General features: G+C 67.1%; 16 protein-coding genes. 7 read left to right on the forward strand and 9 right to left on the reverse strand.

The features are described 5' to 3' along the window. Positions 1-87 precede the first annotated feature (87 nt). The 6 genes from B7G54_RS32695 to B7G54_RS32720 all read right to left on the reverse strand — a co-directional run bounded on the left by B7G54_RS32695 (position 88) and on the right by B7G54_RS32720 (position 6442). On the reverse strand, positions 88-1413 hold the full coding sequence (locus B7G54_RS32695) for an MFS transporter (RefSeq protein WP_085042862.1): 1326 nt from the start codon (positions 1411-1413) through the stop codon (positions 88-90). 150 nt (positions 1414-1563) lie between these two features. Then, complete coding sequence (gene otnC / locus B7G54_RS32700) at positions 1564-2202, reverse strand: 3-oxo-tetronate 4-phosphate decarboxylase (protein WP_106409052.1); 639 nt, start codon at positions 2200-2202, stop codon at positions 1564-1566. Then, complete coding sequence (gene otnK / locus B7G54_RS32705; RefSeq protein WP_085042864.1) at positions 2202-3500, reverse strand: 3-oxo-tetronate kinase; 1299 nt, start codon at positions 3498-3500, stop codon at positions 2202-2204. The genes otnC and otnK overlap by 1 nt, the downstream gene beginning before the upstream one ends. Positions 3501-3519: 19 nt before the next feature. After that, positions 3520-4515: an L-threonate dehydrogenase gene (ltnD, locus tag B7G54_RS32710; protein ID WP_244289456.1), complete on the reverse strand. Its 996-nt coding sequence runs from the start codon at positions 4513-4515 to the stop codon at positions 3520-3522. Further along, positions 4481-5185, reverse strand: a complete 705-nt coding sequence (locus B7G54_RS32715; protein WP_085042866.1) for a FadR/GntR family transcriptional regulator — start codon at positions 5183-5185, stop codon at positions 4481-4483. The genes ltnD and B7G54_RS32715 overlap by 35 nt, the downstream gene beginning before the upstream one ends. Positions 5186-5374: 189 nt before the next feature. Further along, complete coding sequence (locus B7G54_RS32720) at positions 5375-6442, reverse strand: GlxA family transcriptional regulator (RefSeq protein WP_085042867.1); 1068 nt, start codon at positions 6440-6442, stop codon at positions 5375-5377. 262 nt (positions 6443-6704) lie between these two features. Between B7G54_RS32720 and B7G54_RS32725 the strand changes: the two genes are divergently transcribed. The 6 genes from B7G54_RS32725 to B7G54_RS32750 are packed head-to-tail and all read left to right on the forward strand — an operon-like array spanning position 6705 to position 13739. Further along, the gene (locus tag B7G54_RS32725) at positions 6705-8090 is read left to right on the forward strand and encodes an L-serine ammonia-lyase (RefSeq protein WP_085042868.1); all 1386 of its coding nucleotides are present in this window, start codon (positions 6705-6707) and stop codon (positions 8088-8090) included. 15 nt (positions 8091-8105) lie between these two features. Next, the gene (locus B7G54_RS32730) at positions 8106-9350 is read left to right on the forward strand and encodes a sarcosine oxidase subunit beta family protein (protein ID WP_006480591.1); all 1245 of its coding nucleotides are present in this window, start codon (positions 8106-8108) and stop codon (positions 9348-9350) included. A 25-nt stretch (positions 9351-9375) separates the two neighbouring features. Then, the gene (locus tag B7G54_RS32735; protein WP_085042869.1) at positions 9376-9672 is read left to right on the forward strand and encodes a sarcosine oxidase subunit delta; all 297 of its coding nucleotides are present in this window, start codon (positions 9376-9378) and stop codon (positions 9670-9672) included. After that, a complete protein-coding gene (locus B7G54_RS32740; RefSeq protein WP_085042870.1) occupies positions 9669-12680 on the forward strand; it encodes a sarcosine oxidase subunit alpha family protein in 3012 nt (1003 codons plus the stop codon). The genes B7G54_RS32735 and B7G54_RS32740 overlap by 4 nt, the downstream gene beginning before the upstream one ends. Then, on the forward strand, positions 12670-13302 hold the full coding sequence (locus B7G54_RS32745; RefSeq protein WP_085042871.1) for a sarcosine oxidase subunit gamma: 633 nt from the start codon (positions 12670-12672) through the stop codon (positions 13300-13302). Before B7G54_RS32740 ends, B7G54_RS32745 begins: the two co-directional genes overlap by 11 nt. Then, the gene (locus B7G54_RS32750; protein WP_085042872.1) at positions 13299-13739 is read left to right on the forward strand and encodes a dihydroneopterin aldolase; all 441 of its coding nucleotides are present in this window, start codon (positions 13299-13301) and stop codon (positions 13737-13739) included. Before B7G54_RS32745 ends, B7G54_RS32750 begins: the two co-directional genes overlap by 4 nt. A gap of 279 nt (positions 13740-14018) precedes the next feature. Here B7G54_RS32750 and B7G54_RS32755 read toward each other — a convergent pair whose 3' ends face one another. Then, positions 14019-15092 carry an alkene reductase gene (locus B7G54_RS32755; RefSeq protein ID WP_085042873.1) on the reverse strand — a complete coding sequence of 358 codons (1074 nt, stop codon included), beginning with the start codon at positions 15090-15092 and terminating at the stop codon, positions 14019-14021. 172 nt (positions 15093-15264) lie between these two features. On the opposite strand from B7G54_RS32755, the gene B7G54_RS32760 reads away from it, so the two are divergent. Further along, positions 15265-16140, forward strand: coding sequence for a LysR family transcriptional regulator (locus B7G54_RS32760; protein ID WP_085042874.1), 876 nt, complete (start codon positions 15265-15267; stop codon positions 16138-16140). Between the two features lie 30 nt (positions 16141-16170). On the opposite strand, the gene B7G54_RS32765 is transcribed toward B7G54_RS32760, so the two are convergent. Together B7G54_RS32765 and B7G54_RS32770 are read right to left on the reverse strand one after the other, a co-directional pair. Continuing rightward, a complete protein-coding gene (locus B7G54_RS32765; protein WP_085042875.1) occupies positions 16171-16569 on the reverse strand; it encodes a lysozyme inhibitor LprI family protein in 399 nt (132 codons plus the stop codon). 21 nt (positions 16570-16590) lie between these two features. Further along, entirely contained in the window at positions 16591-17265 is a 675-nt protein-coding gene (locus tag B7G54_RS32770) for a lytic transglycosylase domain-containing protein (protein ID WP_085042876.1), read from the reverse strand. Between the last annotated feature and the right edge of the window lie 167 nt (positions 17266-17432).

A 17432-nucleotide genomic window follows, 5' to 3' on the forward strand; every position in this document is an offset into this window, starting at 1 on the left:
GCAGCGGATCCTGTGAATGAATGGGGCGGGGCGCACGGCGCCCCGCGTCGAATGGCGGCTGGCTCGGCGGTTTAACGGTTCAATGGATCAGCGGTTCACGAGTTTCGCGGGCGTGAGCCACACGGCGATCGCGCCGATCACGAGCATCGCAGCGAGCACGTACATGCCGGACGCCGTGCTGTGCGTGGCGTCCTTCAGGTAGCCGATCACGTATGGGCTCGCGAAACCGGCGAGGTTGCCGACCGAATTGATGATCGCGATCCCGGCCGCGGCTGCGGAGCCCGCGAGGAATGCGGTCGGCAGCGACCAGAACAGCGGTGCGCAAGTCAGCACGCCGCCTGCCGCGAGCGACAGGAACACGATCGACACCGCCGTATTGTGCGAGTACGACGCGGCGACCGCAAACCCGACCGCGCCCATCAGCGCCGGCACGATCAGGTGCCAGCGGCGTTCGCGGCGCTTGTCCGCGCTGTGGCCGAACAGGTTCATCACGACGATCGCGACGACGAACGGAATCGCGGACAGCAAGCCGATCTGCAGCGTATCGGTGATGCCGGTCGATTTCACGAGCGTCGGCATCCAGAACGTGAGGCCGTACTGGCCCGTGACGAACGCGAAGTAGATCAGCGACATCCACCACATGCGCGGGTCGGAGAACACGGCTTTCAGCGAATGGCCGTGCTGCTGCTGTTCCTGCGGCTGCGCGGCGATCTCGTCCTCCAGCAGTTGCTTCTCGCGCTCGTCGAGCCATTTCGCGCTGCGGATACTGTTGTCGAGATACAGGATCGTCGCGATACCGACGAGCACGGCCGGCACGGCTTCGATCATGAACATCCATTGCCAGCCGTGGAAGCCCGAGCCGCCGTGGAAGCGCTCCATGATCCAGCCCGACAGCGGGTTGCCGAAGATGCCCGACACCGGAATTGCGGACATGAACACCGCGATGATCTTCGCGCGGCGATGCGACGGGAACCAGTACGTGAGATAAAGGATCACGCCGGGATAGAAGCCGGCTTCCGCGAGGCCGAGCAGGAAGCGCAGCACGTAGAACTGCGTCGGCGTCTGCACGAACGCGAACAGCGCGGACAGCAGGCCCCACGTGATCATGATCCGCGCGATCCAGATGCGCGCGCCGAGGCGGTGCATCAGCAGGTTGCTCGGCAGTTCGAACAGGAAATAGCCGAGGAAGAAGATGCCCGCGCCGAGCCCGAACACGGTTTCGCTGAACGCGAGGTCCTGCGACATCTGCAGCTTGGCGAAGCCGACGTTCACGCGGTCGAGGTAGGCGACCACGTAGCAGAGCATCAGGAACGGAACGATGCGCCAGAACACTTTCTTGTAGGTGCGGTCGAGTTCGGCCGCACGGGCGGGCGCGGCGGGCGTGCGGCTTGCGGCCGCGTCGAGAGCAGTCATCGTCGTCTCCAATGATGTTATGTGCCGGCGGCGCGTACGCCGCCGGATCGTGTGTGTGCTGACGGAAGGGCCCGCGCACACGGCGGGCAGGGAAACCAATTTGCAGTCCTGCATGAAGCATGCCGCACGATTCGTGCGATGTGCATGGCGCTACCAGCGCGCGCCGAAGGTCCGGCGCAGTTCGTCGAGCGCGGCGTCGGGCAGCGGCTCGGGCTTCGGCTGCGTCATCAGCCACAGCCGCGCCGTTTCCTCGAGCTCTTCGAGCGCATACGACGCCTGCGATACCGAGGGCCCCCACATCACGGGGCCGAGGCGGTCGAGCAGCACGCCGCGCACCTGGTCGGCCAGCGCCGCGACTTCGGCCGCGACGGCCGGGTCGCCGGGGCGGCGGTAACGGATCAGCGGAATGTGGCCGACCTTCATCACGTAGTACGGCGTGATCGGCGGCAGCACGTCGGTGTCGCGCCACACGCCCGCGAGCGTCAGCGCGACGAGGTGCGTCGAATGCGTGTGGACGATGCCATTCGCTTCGGCATTGCGTGCGTAGATGCCGCGATGCAGCGCGAGTGTCTTCGACGGCTTGCCGCCCGATACGGGCTGGCCGTCCGCGCCGACCTTCGCGATGTCGTTCGGGTCGAGGCGGCCGAGGCAGGCGTCGGTCGGCGTGATCAGCCAGCCGTCGGGCAGGCGCGCGCTGATGTTGCCGGCGCTGCCGACCGCGTGGCCGCGCGCATACAGGCTCGCGCCGACCACGCAGATCTCTTCGCGCCGTTTCGCTTCGTCGCTCATCATGCGGCTCCGTCCAGCGCGCGCAGCGCCTTGTCGAAAAAGTCCGTGGTGCCGAAGTTGCCGGACTTCAGCGCGAGGCCGAGCGGCTGCGCGTCGATGGTGGCCGTTGCCGGCACGCCCGGATCGATCTGCGCGCCGATCTGCAGCGACTTCACGTCGAGCGCCTGCACGACCGCGCCGGACGTTTCGCCGCCGGCGACGACGAACTTGCGCACGCCGAGATCACGCAGACCTTTCGCGATCGCCGCGAGCGTGGCTTCGACGAGATGGCCGGCCGCGTCGACGCCGAGCGCCTGCTGCACGGCCTTCACTTCGTCGGGCGTCGCGGTCGCGTAGATCAGCACGGGCTGCGGCAGGTACGAGCGCGCGAATGCGAGCGCCTGGTCGACGACGGGCTCGCCGCGCGCCGCCGCGAGTGGATCGATGCGGAAGCTCGGCCGCGTGGCGCGCCATGCGGCGACCTGTGCATTGGTGGCCTTCGACGCGCTGCCGGCGAGCACGGCCGACAGGCCGTCGATGCGCGGCAGCGACGCCGCGTTGTCGCGCTCGGGCAGTTGCTCCGCGCGGCGGAAATTCGCGGGCAGGCCGAGCGCGATGCCCGAGCCGCCGGTGACGAGCGGCAGGCCCGCGCACGCTTCGCCGAGCACGTAGAGGTCGCGATCCGACAGCGCGTCGGCGATCGCGAAGCGCGCGCCTTCCGCACGCAACTGGTCGATCCGCGTGCGCACGGCAGCCGCGCCCAGCACGATCGTGTCGTAGCGGATCAGGCCGACGGGCGACTTCGTCTGTTGCTGCAGCACGCGCACGAGGTTCGCGTCCTTCATCGGCGTGAGCGGATGGTTCTCCATCCCCGATTCGTTCAGCAGCACGTCGCCGACGAACAGGTGGCCGCGATAGATCGTGCGGCCGTTCTCGGGGAACGCCGGGCATGCGATCGTGAAGCCGCCGCCGGCCGCGTCGAGCAGCGCATCGGCAACGGGCCCGATGTTGCCCGCGTCGGTCGAATCGAACGTCGAGCAGTACTTGAAGAAGAACTGGCGGCAGCCTTGCGCGCGCAGCCACGCGTATGCGGCGAGCGATTGCGCGACGGCGTCGGCTGCGGGAATCGTGCGCGACTTCAGCGCAACGACGATCGCGTCGGCGTCGAGCGTGGTGTCGGCTGCGGCGCCGTCGGCGGGCACGCCGATCGTCTGCACGGTACGCATGCCGCTCTTGACGAGCATGTTCGCGAGATCGGTCGCGCCGGTGAAATCGTCGGCGATGCAGCCGAGCAGGGGACGGGAAGCGGAAGCGGTCATGGCAGGTACGTCGTACGAATCAGCGGGCGGGCGGCAGCGTGATGCCGGGGAAAGTCTTGATCACGGCGGAATCGTCCTCGCCGCCGTGGCCGGCGCTCGACGCGCTCATGAACATCTGGTGCGCGGTGGCCGACAGCGGCAGCGGGAACTTGCTGCGGCGCGCGGTATCGAGCACGAGGCCGAGATCCTTCACGAAGATGTCGACGGCCGACAGCGGCGTGTAGTCGCCGTTCAGGATGTGCGGCACGCGGTTCTCGAACATCCACGAATTGCCGGCGCTGTGGGTGATCACGTCGTACAGCGCATCGGCATCGACACCTTCGCGCAGGCCGAGCGCCATCGCCTCGGCGGCGGCCGCGATGTGCACGCCGGCCAGCAACTGGTTGATGATCTTCACCTTCGAGCCGATGCCGTGCGCATCGCCGAGGCGATAGACCTTGCCGGCGATCGCCGCGAGCACGTCCTCGCAGCCCGCATACGCGGCGGCCGGGCCCGACGTCATCATCGTCATCTCGCCGGAGGCTGCGCGCGCGGCGCCGCCCGACACGGGCGCGTCGAGCATCTGCAGTCCGGCAGCCTCGATGCGCGCGCCGAGTGCGACCGCGAAGTCGGGCGCGACGGTCGCGCTTGCAATCACGACGCCGCCCGGCTGCATCGCGGCAACCGCGCCGTGCTCGCCGAACAGCACCGTTTCGGTCTGCGCCGCATTGACGACGAGCGTGACGACGACGTCGCACTGCGCGCCGAGTTCGGCCGGTGTCGCGCAGGCGATGCCGCCTTCGGCGGCGAACGCCTGCAGTACGGTGTCGCGCACGTCGCATGCGTGCACGCGCAGGCCGGCGCGCAGCAGCGAGCGGGCGACGCCGAGGCCCATCGCGCCGAGGCCGATGACTCCAACATTTCGTGACATGGTCAACCTTGATCGATTCGGGTGAGGTTCGTGATAGCGGCGGCGCCAGAAGAGGCTGCGGCCGCGGGCTTCAGCAGATGCCGGCTTCCGCGAGACGGCGGGCAGCGTTGTACATGTGCGTGCGAGCCGCGTTGCGCGCGGCCATCGGGTCGCGTGCGCGGATCGCGTCGGAGATCGCCGCGTGTTCCTCGCGTACCTGGCGCGAGAAGTCCTCGCGCGTCGCTTCGTTGCGCCGCGTGACCTTCACGCCGGCTTCGAGGTACTGGTTCAGGAACTGCAGCGTCTTCAGGAAATACGGGTTGCCGGTGACGGCCGCGATCGTGCGGTGGAACGCGACGTCTTCCGCGACGCCGTCGCGCCCAACGGCTACCGCGTCGTCAATCTTGCGCAGCGCATCGTCGATGTCGGCCATGTCTTCATCGGTGTGATGCAGGGCCGCTTCGGCGGCGACCTCGGCCTCGATCGCGCGGCGCACCGCGAGCAGGTGCGGCAGCGAGGTGGCCTCGACCGCTTCCGCGTAGTCGATCCGCAGCGGCCGGATCGCGCCGTGCTGGTTCACGTACACGCCGCTGCCCTGGCGCGGCTCGACCACGCCTTCGTTCTTCAGCCGCGAGATCGCTTCGCGGATCACGGTGCGGCTCACGCCGAATTCCTGCGCGAGCACGGCCTCCGTCGGCAGCTTGCCGGTGGCCGAGAAGCTGCCGACTTCGATCTGCTTGAGCAGTTGCTGTGCGACATGGTCGCTCATCGCACGGGCGGGAATTTTCTCGAACATGATGCTCTGGTTTGTCAGGTTATGTGGTCATCATACAAATTTGGATGCGCGTCAGCATCCGTGATAACCCTCAGTTAACGGTGGGCAACTTCGGCTAAATTGACTGGAACCGGTTCCAATTGAGTCGAAGCCGATATGTCCGGGAGGCGTTTCGCGATCGGTCGGAAAGGGGGCGGGCGCCCGTAGCCGTCAGTCGGCGATGTCCTCGACGGCGTCCGCCGCGATTGCCGCACCGGCTTCCGCCGCTTCCCCGCCGCGCTCGCGATACGCCGCCGGCGGCACGCCGAACTGCTTGCGGAACTCACGGCCGAGGTGCGACGCATCGGCGAACCCGCAGCTCGACGCGATATCGGCCACCGTGCGGTCGGAGCTGGTCAGCAGCCACGCGGCGGTGCGCAGCCGCACCTGCTTCGCGAACGCCTGCGGGCTCCTGCCCGTCTCGGCCTTGAACAGCCGCTCGAGCTGGCGCGTCGACATGTCGAGCTTGCATGCGAGTTCCTCGAGCGGCAGCGAGCGCCCGACATGCTGTTCCATCAGAAGAATCGCGCGCTTGACCTTCGGGTGCGTGGCCGGCTCGAGGCCCGGCGGATGCGGCTGCGGCGCATTGCCTTTCTGCATCTCGCCGACGAGCAGGATGCGCAGCGCCTTCTGCACGGTCGCATGGTCGAAATGGCGCAGCAGGATCGCGGCGGCGACGTCGATCGACGCGCGGCCGCCCGAGCAGGTAATGCGGCGCTGGTCGATCACGAACAGGCGGTCGGCGATCAGCAGGTCGGGATCGGCGCTCGGGAAGCGCTCGATGAAATCCCAGTAGTGGAACCAGCTCACGCAGGTGCGATAGCCGTCGAGCACCTTCGCGCGCATCAGCGTAAACACGCCCGTGCAGATCCCGACGACCGTCGCGCCGGCCGCCGCCGAGCGGCGGATGAACTCGAGCGTTTCGGGGCCGGCTTGCGGCCCCGAGTGCAGCAGCCCGCCGACCACGACCACGTAGTCGAATGGTTCGGCCCCATCAAAGGTTTCCCACGGCGTGATCTGGATCCCGCAGCTCGCGCGCACCGGCGCGAGCGTCTCGCCGATCACGCTCCACGCGCAGCGCACGGGCTTGCTGTAGTCGCCGTCGTCGGCCGACAGCCGCAGCATGTCGACGAAGCCCGAGAAGGCCGTCAGCGTGAAGTTCGGCAGCAGCACGATGCCGAAGCGGATGCGCTGCGGCGCCGGCTCGGCGAGGGGGGAAGCGGGTACGTCGGGTGTCATCGCGGTCAATCTCGTCACGCCGGGAAGGCAGGTCTCACTCGTTTCACTCGGTTTGCGGGTACGTCTGCCGGGCGGGGCGCACGCCGGTCGACTTGTGCTTTTGCGTCGCGAACCATCGCCAAAACGCACTTTCGGGCACGCCGAAGTGGCGCTTGGCGGCGGTATCCCACGCCGATGCCGTTTTTGTTCTATCGGCCAATTTTACGCTTTGATGTACTGACGCCAACGTTATTTCACGTGTGTCCCACCCAGAGGAAGCCAGATGAACGTCAGCGTCTTCGACCTGTTCAAGATCGGCATCGGTCCGTCCAGTTCGCATACGGTCGGCCCGATGATCGCCGCGTGCCGCTTCGCGTCGCACGTGGAGGACGCGAACCTGCTCGGCTTCGTGCGCCGCGTGCGGGTCGAACTATACGGCTCGCTCGGCGCGACCGGCAAGGGCCACGGTACCGACAAGGCGGTGCTGCTCGGCCTCGAGGGCCACCTGCCCGACACGATCGATCCGGATCTCATCGAGCCGCGGCTTGCCGCGATCCGCGCGGAGAAATCGCTGTCGCTGCTCGGCAAGCAGACCGTCCGCTTCGAGGAAAAGGAGCACATCGGCTTCTATCGCAAGCTGATGAGCGGCACGAGCATCGTGCACCCGAACGGGATGCGCTTCCAGGCATTCGACGAGCACGGCCAGCTGCTCGTCGAGAAAGAGTATTACTCGGTCGGCGGCGGCTTCGTCGTGAATCGCGACGGCGATCGCGTGAACGGCGTGCGCGCGGCGGTCGAGGTGCCGTATCCGTTCCGCACCGGCGACGACCTCATGCGCCAGTGCCGCGAACACGGGCTGTCGATCGCCGAGCTGACGATGCGCAACGAATGCGCGCTGCGCCCCGCCGACGAAGTGCGCGCCGGGCTGCTCGCGATCTGGCGCACGATGGCCGCCTGCGTCGAGCGCGGCTGCAAGGTCGAGGGCGACCTGCCGGGACCGATGCGCGTGAAGCGCCGCGCGGCCGAAATGAACGGGCACCTGCGTGCGCGTTCGGAAGAGTCGCTGCGCGACCCGCTGTCGATGCTCGACTGGGTCAACCTGTATGCGATGGCCGTCAACGAGGAGAACGCGGCGGGCGGCCGTGTCGTCACCGCGCCGACCAACGGCGCGGCCGGCGTGATTCCCGCGGTGCTGCACTACTACGTGAAGTTCGTGCCGGGCTCGAACGAAGCCGGCATCGTCGAATTCCTGCTGACGGCCGCCGCGATCGGGATCATCTACAAGGAAACCGCGTCGATCTCCGGTGCGGAAGTCGGCTGCCAGGGCGAAGTGGGCGTCGCGTGCTCGATGGCCGCCGCTGCACTCGCCGCGGTGATGGGCGGCACGCCCGACCAGGTCGAGAACGCGGCCGAGATCGGCATGGAGCACAACCTCGGGATGACCTGCGACCCGGTCGGCGGGCTCGTGCAGATCCCGTGCATCGAGCGCAACGCGATGGGCGCGATCAAGGCGCTGAACGCGTCGCGCATGGCGCTCAAGGGCAACGGTCAGCACTACGTGTCGCTCGATTCGGTCATCAAGACGATGCGCGAGACGGGCGCCGACATGAAGACGAAATACAAGGAAACGTCGCGCGGCGGTCTGGCCGTGAACGTCATCGAATGCTAACGAAGGATCACTGACATGAGCCGCTACTCGATATTCAGCCTGTTTCGCAACGGCCTCTCGTATCACGAGAACTGGGAAAAGCAGTGGAAGAGCCCGGAGCCGAAGAAGGAATACGACGTCGTGATCGTCGGCGGCGGCGGCCACGGCCTCGCGACCGCGTATTACCTCGCGAAAGAGCACGGGATCACGAACGTCGCGATCCTCGAGAAGGGCTGGATCGGCGGCGGCAACACCGCGCGCAACACGACGATCGTGCGCTCGAACTATCTGTGGGACGAATCGGCCGCGCTGTACGAGAAGGCGATGAAGCTGTGGGAAGGGCTGTCGCAGGACCTGAACTACAACGTGATGTTCAGCCAGCGCGGCGTGATGAACCTGGCCCACACGCTGCAGGACGTGCGCGACACCGAGCGCCGCGTGAACGCGAACCGGCTGAACGGTGTCGACGCCGAATTCCTGACGCCCGCGCAGATCAAGGAAATCGAGCCGACGATCAACCTGAACAGCCGCTATCCGGTGCTCGGCGCGTCGATCCAGCGCCGTGCAGGCGTCGCGCGCCACGACGCGGTGGCCTGGGGCTTCGCGCGCGGCGCGGACCGCGCGGGTGTCGACATCATCCAGAACTGCCAGGTGACGGGCATTCGCCGCGAAGGCGGCGCGGTGGTCGGCGTCGATACGGTGAAGGGCTTCATCAAGGCGAAGAAGGTCGCGGTGGTCGCCGCCGGCAACACGACGACGCTCGCCGACATGGCCGGCGTGCGCCTGCCGATCGAGAGCCACCCGCTGCAGGCGCTGGTGTCCGAGCCGATCAAGCCGGTGGTCAACTCGGTGATCATGTCGAACGCGGTGCACGCGTACATCAGCCAGTCCGACAAGGGCGACCTCGTGATCGGCGCGGGCATCGACCAGTACACGGGCTTCGGCCAGCGCGGCAGCTTCCACATCATCGAAAGCACGCTGCAGGCGATCGTCGAGATGTTCCCGGTGTTCTCGCGCGTGCGGATGAACCGCCAGTGGGGCGGCATCGTCGACGTGTCGCCGGACGCGTGCCCGATCATCACCAAGACCGACGTGAAGGGCCTCTATTTCAACTGCGGCTGGGGTACCGGCGGCTTCAAGGCGACGCCGGGCTCGGGCTGGGTGTTCGCGCACACGATCGCCCGCGACGAACCGCATCCGCTGAACGCGCCGTTCGCGCTCGACCGTTTCTACACGGGCCACCTGATCGACGAGCACGGCGCCGCCGCCGTCGCGCACTAAACCCCGCACTGAAGGAGAAAGAAACATGTTGCTGATCGAATGTCCGTGGTGCGGGCCGCGCGCCGAATCCGAGTTCACGTGCGGCGGTGAAGCCGACATCGTGCGCCCCGTGAACAACGAGAACATGACCGACCGTGAATGGGGTGAATACGTGTTCATGCGCGAGAACAAGCGCGGGCTGCACAAGGAGCAATGGCTGCATGCGCAGGGTTGCCGCCGCTGGTTCAAGGCCACGCGCGACACGGTGACCTACGATATCAAGGGCTACGAAAAGTTCGGCGAGGCTGCCGGCAACGCACACGAAGAGGGCACGAGCAAATGAGCCAGAAAGACCGCCTCGGCACCGGGGGCCGCATCAATCGCGCGATTCCGTTGACGTTCACGTTCAACGGCCGCACGTATCAAGGCTTCCAGGGCGACACGCTCGCGTCCGCGCTGCTCGCGAACGGCGTGCACTTCGTCGCACGCAGCTTCAAGTACCACCGTCCGCGCGGGATCGTGACGGCGGACGTCGCGGAACCGAATGCTGTCGTGCAGCTTGAATCCGGCCCGTACACGGTGCCGAACGCGCGCGCGACCGAGATCGAGCTGTACCAGGGGCTCGTCGCCTCCAGCGTGAACGCGGAGCCGACGCTCGAGAACGACAAGTACGCGATCAACCAGAAGCTGTCGCGCTTCCTGCCGGCCGGCTTCTACTACAAGACCTTCATGTGGCCGCGCAACATGTGGCCGAAGTACGAAGAGAAGATCCGCGAAGCAGCCGGCCTCGGCAAGGCGCCGGAAGCGCTCGACGCCGATCGCTACGACAAGTGCTACGCGCACTGCGACGTGCTCGTCGTCGGCGGCGGCCCGTCGGGCCTCGCGGCCGCGCATGCGGCGGCCACGGCCGGCGCGCGCGTGATCCTCGTCGACGACCAGCGCGAACTCGGCGGCAGCCTGCTGTCGTGCCGCGCGGAGATCGACGCGAAGCCTGCGCTGCAGTGGGTCGAGAAGATCGAGGCCGAGCTGCGCAAGCTGCCCGACGTGACGATCCTGTCGCGCAGCACTGCGTTCGGCTACCAGGACCACAACCTCGTGACGGTCACGCAACGCCTGACCGACCACCTGCCGGTGTCGATGCGCAAGGGCACGCGCGAGCTGCTGTGGAAGGTCCGCGCGAAGCGCGTGATCCTCGCGACCGGCGCGCACGAGCGGCCGATCGTGTTCGGCAACAACGACCTGCCGGGTGTGATGCTGGCGGGCGCGGTGTCCACCTACGTGCATCGCTTCGGCGTGTTGCCGGGCCGCAACGCGGTCGTGTTCACGAATAACGATCGCGCATACCAGACCGCGCTCGACCTGAAGGCATGCGGCGCGAAGGTGACGGTCGTGGATTCGCGCGCATCGTCGAACGGCGCGCTGCCGGCCGCTGCAAAGCGGCAGGGCGTGACGGTGATGAGCGGCGCGGTCGTCACGGCCGCATCGGGCAAGTGGCGCGTATCGTCGGTCGACGTCGCGTCCCTCGCGAACGGCCAGGTGGGCGGCAAGCTGCAGACGCTGCCGTGCGACCTCGTCGCGATGTCGGGCGGCTTCAGCCCGGTGCTGCACCTGTTCGCGCAGTCGGGCGGCAAGGCCTGCTGGAACGACGAGAAGGCGTGCTTCCTGCCGGGCAAGCCCGTGCAGGCGGAAGCGAGCATCGGTGCGGCGGCCGGCGAATTCGGCCTGGCGCGCGCGCTGCGGCTCGCGGTCGATGCGGGCGTGGAAGCGGCAAAGGCGGCGGGCTTCGCGGCTGCGCAGCGTCTGGCCGCACCGCAAGTGGCCGAAGCCGTCGAAGGCGCACTGCAGCCGCTGTGGCTCGTCGGCAGCCGCGAGGCTGCGGCGCGCGGGCCGAAGCAGTTCGTCGACTTCCAGAACGACGTGTCTGCCGCGGACATCCTGCTTGCCGCACGCGAAGGCTTCGAGTCGGTCGAGCACGTGAAGCGCTACACGGCGATGGGCTTCGGCACCGACCAGGGCAAGCTCGGCAACATCAACGGGATGGCGATCCTCGCGGGGGCGCTCGGCAAGACGATTCCGGAAACGGGCACGACGACGTTCCGCCCGAACTACACGCCCGTGTCGTTCGGCACGTTCGCGGGCCGCGAGCTCGGCGATTTCCTCGACCCGATCCGCAAGACCTGCGTGCACGAGTGGCACGTCGAGCACGGCGCGCTGTTCGAGGACGTCGGCAACTGGAAGCGGCCGTGGTACTTCCCGAAGAACGGCGAGGATCTCCATGCGGCCGTGAAGCGCGAATGCCTGGCGGTGCGCAACAGCGTCGGCATCCTCGACGCATCGACGCTCGGCAAGATCGACATCCAGGGGCCGGATGCAGTGAAGCTGCTGAACTGGATGTACACGAACCCGTGGAACAAGCTCGAGGTCGGCAAGTGCCGCTACGGGCTGATGCTCGACGAGAACGGGATGGTGTTCGACGACGGCGTGACGGTACGCCTCGCCGACCAGCATTTCATGATGACGACCACGACGGGCGGCGCGGTGCGCGTGCTGACGTGGCTCGAACGCTGGCTGCAGACCGAATGGCCCGACATGAAGGTGCGGCTGTCGTCCGTCACCGATCACTGGGCGACGTTTGCGGTGGTCGGCCCGAAGAGCCGCAAGGTCGTGCAGAAGGTGTGCCAGGACATCGACTTCGGCAACGAAGCGTTCCCGTTCATGAGCTACCGGAACGGCACCGTCGCGGGTGCGAAGGCGCGCGTGATGCGGATCAGCTTCTCGGGCGAGCTGGCCTATGAAGTGAACGTGCCGGCGAATGCGGGCCGCGCGGTGTGGGAAGCGCTGATGGCCGCGGGCGCCGAGTTCGACATCACGCCGTACGGCACCGAGACGATGCACGTGCTGCGCGCGGAGAAGGGCTACATCATCGTCGGCCAGGACACCGACGGCTCGGTCACGCCGTACGACCTCGGGATGGGCGGCGTCGTCGCGAAGTCGAAGGACTTCCTCGGCAAGCGTTCGCTCGCGCGCTCGGACACCGCGAAGGAAGGCCGCAAGCAGTTCGTCGGCCTGCTGACCGAAGACGAGCAGTTCGTGCTGCCGGAAGGCGCGCAGATCATCGCGAAGGACACGCAGGTGTCGGCGGTCGATCCGACGCCGATGATCGGCCACGTGACGTCGAGCTACTACAGCCCGATCCTGAAGCGCTCGATCGCGCTCGCGGTGGTGAAGGGCGGCCTGAACAAGATGGGCGAGAGCGTCGTGATTCCGCTGGCCAACGGCCGCCGCATCACCGCGAAGATCTCGAGCCCGGTTTTCTACGATACCGAAGGGGTGCGCCAGCATGTGGAATGAAACCAGAAACCAGACGCAGGTGGCGGGCGCAGGCGGCGCGACGCTTGAATCGCCGTTCGTCGGCGCGGCCGACGTGCTGAAGCCGCACCAGGCGCGTGCATCGAAGAAGTTCACGCTGCGCGAGCGGCCGTTCCTCGATCTCGTCAACGTGCGTGGCGAGTTGAGCGATCCGGCATTCGTGAGCGCGTTCGAGCGCGTGGTCGGCTGCCGGCCGCCCGCGGAGCCGAACACGATTGCGCGCGGCGCCGAGTACGACGTGCTGTGGCTCGGCCCCGACGAGTGGCTCGTGCGTTCGAACGGGCCCGTGCAGGCCGGCGTGCTCGAAGCGAAGCTCGCGGAAGCCGTGCAGGGTTCGTATGCGGCGGCCGTCGATGTCGGCAGTGGCTATACGGTCGTCGAGATCAGCGGCGAACGCGTGCGCGACGTGCTGTCACGCGGCTGCCCGCTCGACCTCCACCCGCGTGCGTTCAAGCCGGGCCAGTGCGCGCAGTCGCACTACTTCAAGTCGTCGATCGTGCTGATCCCGACCGGCGACGATGCATTCGAGATCGTCCTGCGCCGCAGCTTCGCCGACTACTTCGTGCGCATCATGCTCGACGCAGCTGCGCCGCTTGCATCATGAAGCCGTTCGACGAACCGTTCGTGGCGATCGACGCGCCGCGCCTGCGCGGGCGCGGCTGGAGCGTGTTCGTCGACGAACTGAAGGTGCCCGCGCGGATCGGCATTCATGCGCACGAGCATGAAGCGCCGCAGCCGATCGTGATCGATGCAAGGCTCGGCTATCGCTGCGAGCCGAGCGAGCAGGGGGAGTGGATCGATTACGACGGCTATTGCGCGCGCATTGCCGCGTTCCTGTCGCACAAGCCGCATACGCGGCTGCTCGAGACGCTCGTCGCCGATATCGCGGTGCTGTCGTTCCGTGAGTGGCCGGCGCTGGAGTCGCTGACGCTGTCGGTGTACAAGCCGAAGATCCGGCCCGGCACGAAGCGCGTCGGCGTGTCGCTCGACTGGACGCGCGGGGATTACTTGCGATGGACGGGAGCGGCGGGGCAGTTTTGATGCGGGAGAGGCGGTCGATGAGCGCGTCGAAATGATACCGGTCGGCCGCCAGCGTGGCATTTGTTGGTCTATATAGTTCCTGAAATATAAGAACAATTCGCCAACGTGGATGGATAGGCAATATTTCGGAGTGCGTGTGTGATCAGGCCGACCGTGTGCTGCGTATTGCGCCGATGGTGTCCAAGGTGAACATCGATCTGCATTGAAATGAAGTGTTCACCGGGCGATCGCCGCAACATGCGTTCCGGCGTGTCTTTGCGATCGCCCCGAGCCGCTGCGTCAAGCCGCAGCGGCCCCATCCAGCGCCGGATAGTCGACATATCCGCGCGCATCGCCGCCGAAGAAGGTTTCGCGCCGCGCGTCGTTCATCGGCGCGCCGGTCTTCAGCCGCGTCACGAAATCCGGATTCGCCAGCACCATCTGCCCGTACGCTTCGAGATCGGCCAGCCCCGACGTCACGTCCGTGCCGATCGCGTCGCGCGTGCGGCCCGGGCGGTTCAGGATCAGCGTGCCGCTCCAGCGCGCGCGCAGGTCGGCCAGCAGCGCTTCGTCGCCGTGATGCATCACGTGCAGGTAGGCGAGACCGAGCCGGTCGAGTTCCGTCGCGAGATGGCGATACAGGTCCGGCCCTTGCGCGCCTTCGTCGAGGCCGCCCAGCGTGTTGCCGGGCGACAGGCGGATGGCCGTGCGATCCGCGCCGATCTCGTCGGCGATCGCCGTGGCAACCTCGATCGCGAAGCGCGCGCGGTTTTCGATCGAGCCGCCGTACGCGTCGGTGCGCGTGTTGGCATTCGGCGCGAAGAACTGCTGGATCAGATAGCCGTTCGCACCGTGGATCTCGACGCCATCGGCGCCCGCCTCGATCGCGCGGCGCGCGGCGATGCGGAAATCGTTCACGGTCTCGTGCACTTCGTCGAGCGTCAGTGCGCGCGGCGCGGGAATGTCCAGCATCCCCTTCATCGTGAACATCGGCGCGTTCGGCGCGATCGCCGACGGCGCGACGGCCTGCCGGTGATGCGGCGTATTGTCGGGATGCGACATGCGCCCGACGTGCATCAGCTGGATGAACAGCCGGCCGCCGCGCGCGTGCACGCGGTCGCTGATCGCCTTCCAGCCGGCGACGTGCGCATCGGTATAGATGCCGGGCGTCGTCAGGTAGCCTTGCCCGTCGTCCGACGGCTGCGTGCCCTCGCTGACGATCAGGCCGAGACTTGATCGCTGCGCGTAATACTCGGCGGCCCATTCGCCGGGCGTCCCGTCGAAGGCGGCGCGGCTGCGGGTCATCGGTGCCATGACCAGGCGGTTTTCCAGCGTATATCGGCCCACGCGGACCGGGGTGAACAGTTGGCTCATGATGCGTCGGCTCCTTGAGATTCGGGACGGCGGCGCCGCTACGATGCCGCCTCGGGCGCCGGCCGCGCACGGGTGTGCCGACCTCGCCTCCACGTATCCATCATCCATTGCTTCCTTTTCGGGATAAACCGGGTAATCTGGATAACATTGATCCATTGATGGAGCAGTGAGCATGGAACTGCTGAACGACATGGCGCTGTTCGTCGAAGTCGTGAAGGCGAAGGGCTTTCGCAGTGCGGCCGAGGCGCTGGGGATGCCGAACTCGACGCTGTCGCGGCGCATCGGCGCGCTGGAGAAGGCGATCGGGCTGCGGCTGCTGCATCGCACGACGCGCCGGATCGAGCTGACGGAGGCCGGCCGGCTCTACTTCGAGCGCTGCAAGCGCATCGTCGACGAGGCGCGGCTCGCGCACGAACAGCTCGGCGGGCTGCTGGCGGAGCCGACCGGTGTGCTGCGCGCGTCGTTTCCGGTCGATTTCGCGGTGGTCATTCTGGCGCCGCTGGTGGTCGAATTCTCGAACCGCTATCCGAAGCTCACCTTCGATTTCGAGCTGACTTCGCGGCGTGTCGATCTGGTGGGCGAGCCGTTCGACGTGGCGATCCGGATGGGGCCATCCGAGGATTCGCAACTGGTCGCGCGGCGGCTCGCGACGCTCCGCAACTACCTGTATGCGTCGCCCGGGTATCTTGCGCGCGCCGGCGAGCCGCGCAATCCGGAAGACCTCGTGCGGCACGCGTGCCTGGGCCTGCAGCGGAGCGGGTCATGGACGCTGCATGACGGCGCGCGTTCCGTAGTGGTGCCGGTGAGCAGCCGCTTCGGGGCGAACAGCGTCGGCATGCTGCGGCGCCTGGCCACGCTCGACGCGGGCATCATCGTGCTGTCGGAAGCGATCGTCGCGGATGACCTGGCCGCCGGCCGGCTGCGCCGCGTGATGCCCGAATGGGAAGGCGAGCCGGTACCCGTCTATGCAATGACGGAAACGCGGCTGCTGCCCGCGAAGACGCAGCATTTCATCGAGTTTCTGCGGGAGCGTTTCGCGCAGGCGTGACAGGTGGTTGCGCGGGCATCCTTCTGTCGGTCACGGTTGCGCAGGTTGCGGCGCGTCCAGCTGCGCTTCCCATTTCTTCAGGATGCGCACGCGTGCCTGGCTGAAATCGACCCAGCAGTTCATCCGCGCGTCTTCCGGGATCATCTGCTGCGGATTGGCGGCTTTCACGTAGTCGCAGGTGTCGTCGGCGAAGCGAGTCCAGCTTGCCTGCGACTTCGCGAGCGCGCTGGCGGTATCGGGGTTGCGCTGCTTGAGCTTGTGCTCGAGCGACCGGTATGCACGCTCGACGGCCTGGTTGTTCTGATCGACTATGCAGATCCGTACGTTGTTCATCGTCGGGCCATGTTTCTCGCAATCGACGGCGGCGAACGCGACGGAGTGGCCGATCGCCAGCGCGGCGACGGCAAGCAAGCGGGAGGTGTGGCGCATGCGCTTCGAACGAAGGGGAGACTAGTTGCTGCGGGCCGACGTCGGGCTCGACTTTTCGCTGACCGGCACCATGCGGCCCTTCGCATCGTTCGCGGGATCAGCGGCTTTCGCGTCGTCGTCGGGTTCGAGCACGAAGCGGAATGAATCGACCCGCTGCATCACCTTCGCCGCATACGCATTCGACCCGCCGCTGTAGCTCCTCAGCCCGGCCCGCACGTCGCCGCCGGCCGCCCTCACGTAGCCCGACAGAATCGCGGAGCCGACTTCGACGTTCGCGTTCGGTTCGGTCAGGTCCTTTACGTTGCGCAGCAGGCCGCGGTGCGCGGCCGGCACGACCTGCATCAGCCCGGTCGCGCCATGCTGGCCGCGCGCCTTTTCCTGGAAGCGCGATTCGATCGAAATGATGGCGTAAACGAGTGCGGGAGGCAGTGAATATTTCGTCGCAGTGACGCTCACGATATCGGCGAGCTTTGCGGCCCGTTCCTTCGCGACGCCGAACTTCTTCGTCAGGTAGGACGTGATGCGGCGGTTTGCTTCGTTCGGCTGATCGTTGGCGTCGGCGAGCGGCGCGGATGCGACGGACGGCGCCGATGCGGCCGCTTCGGGCGCGGACGCAGGCAGTGCGGGCGCCTGCTGCGCCGATGCCTGTTGCGCGATGCCGAGCGAAAGCACGATCAGCCAGAGAAACCGTCGCATGGTGGAGTGCGGGGAATTGGAAGGCGCCTAGTATATCGGCCAATTGCCGCAGTTGGTCGAGCACAGGCTCGAATGAAAGCGGCGTGTAGGCTTGTTTCGAACGGTGTCGATCGTGGAGCCGGTCGTTGCGTGGACACGCATCGGAGTCCGGATGAACGTCGCCGGAC

Source organism: Burkholderia puraquae (genome assembly GCF_002099195.1).
GTDB lineage: Bacteria > Pseudomonadota > Gammaproteobacteria > Burkholderiales > Burkholderiaceae > Burkholderia > Burkholderia puraquae.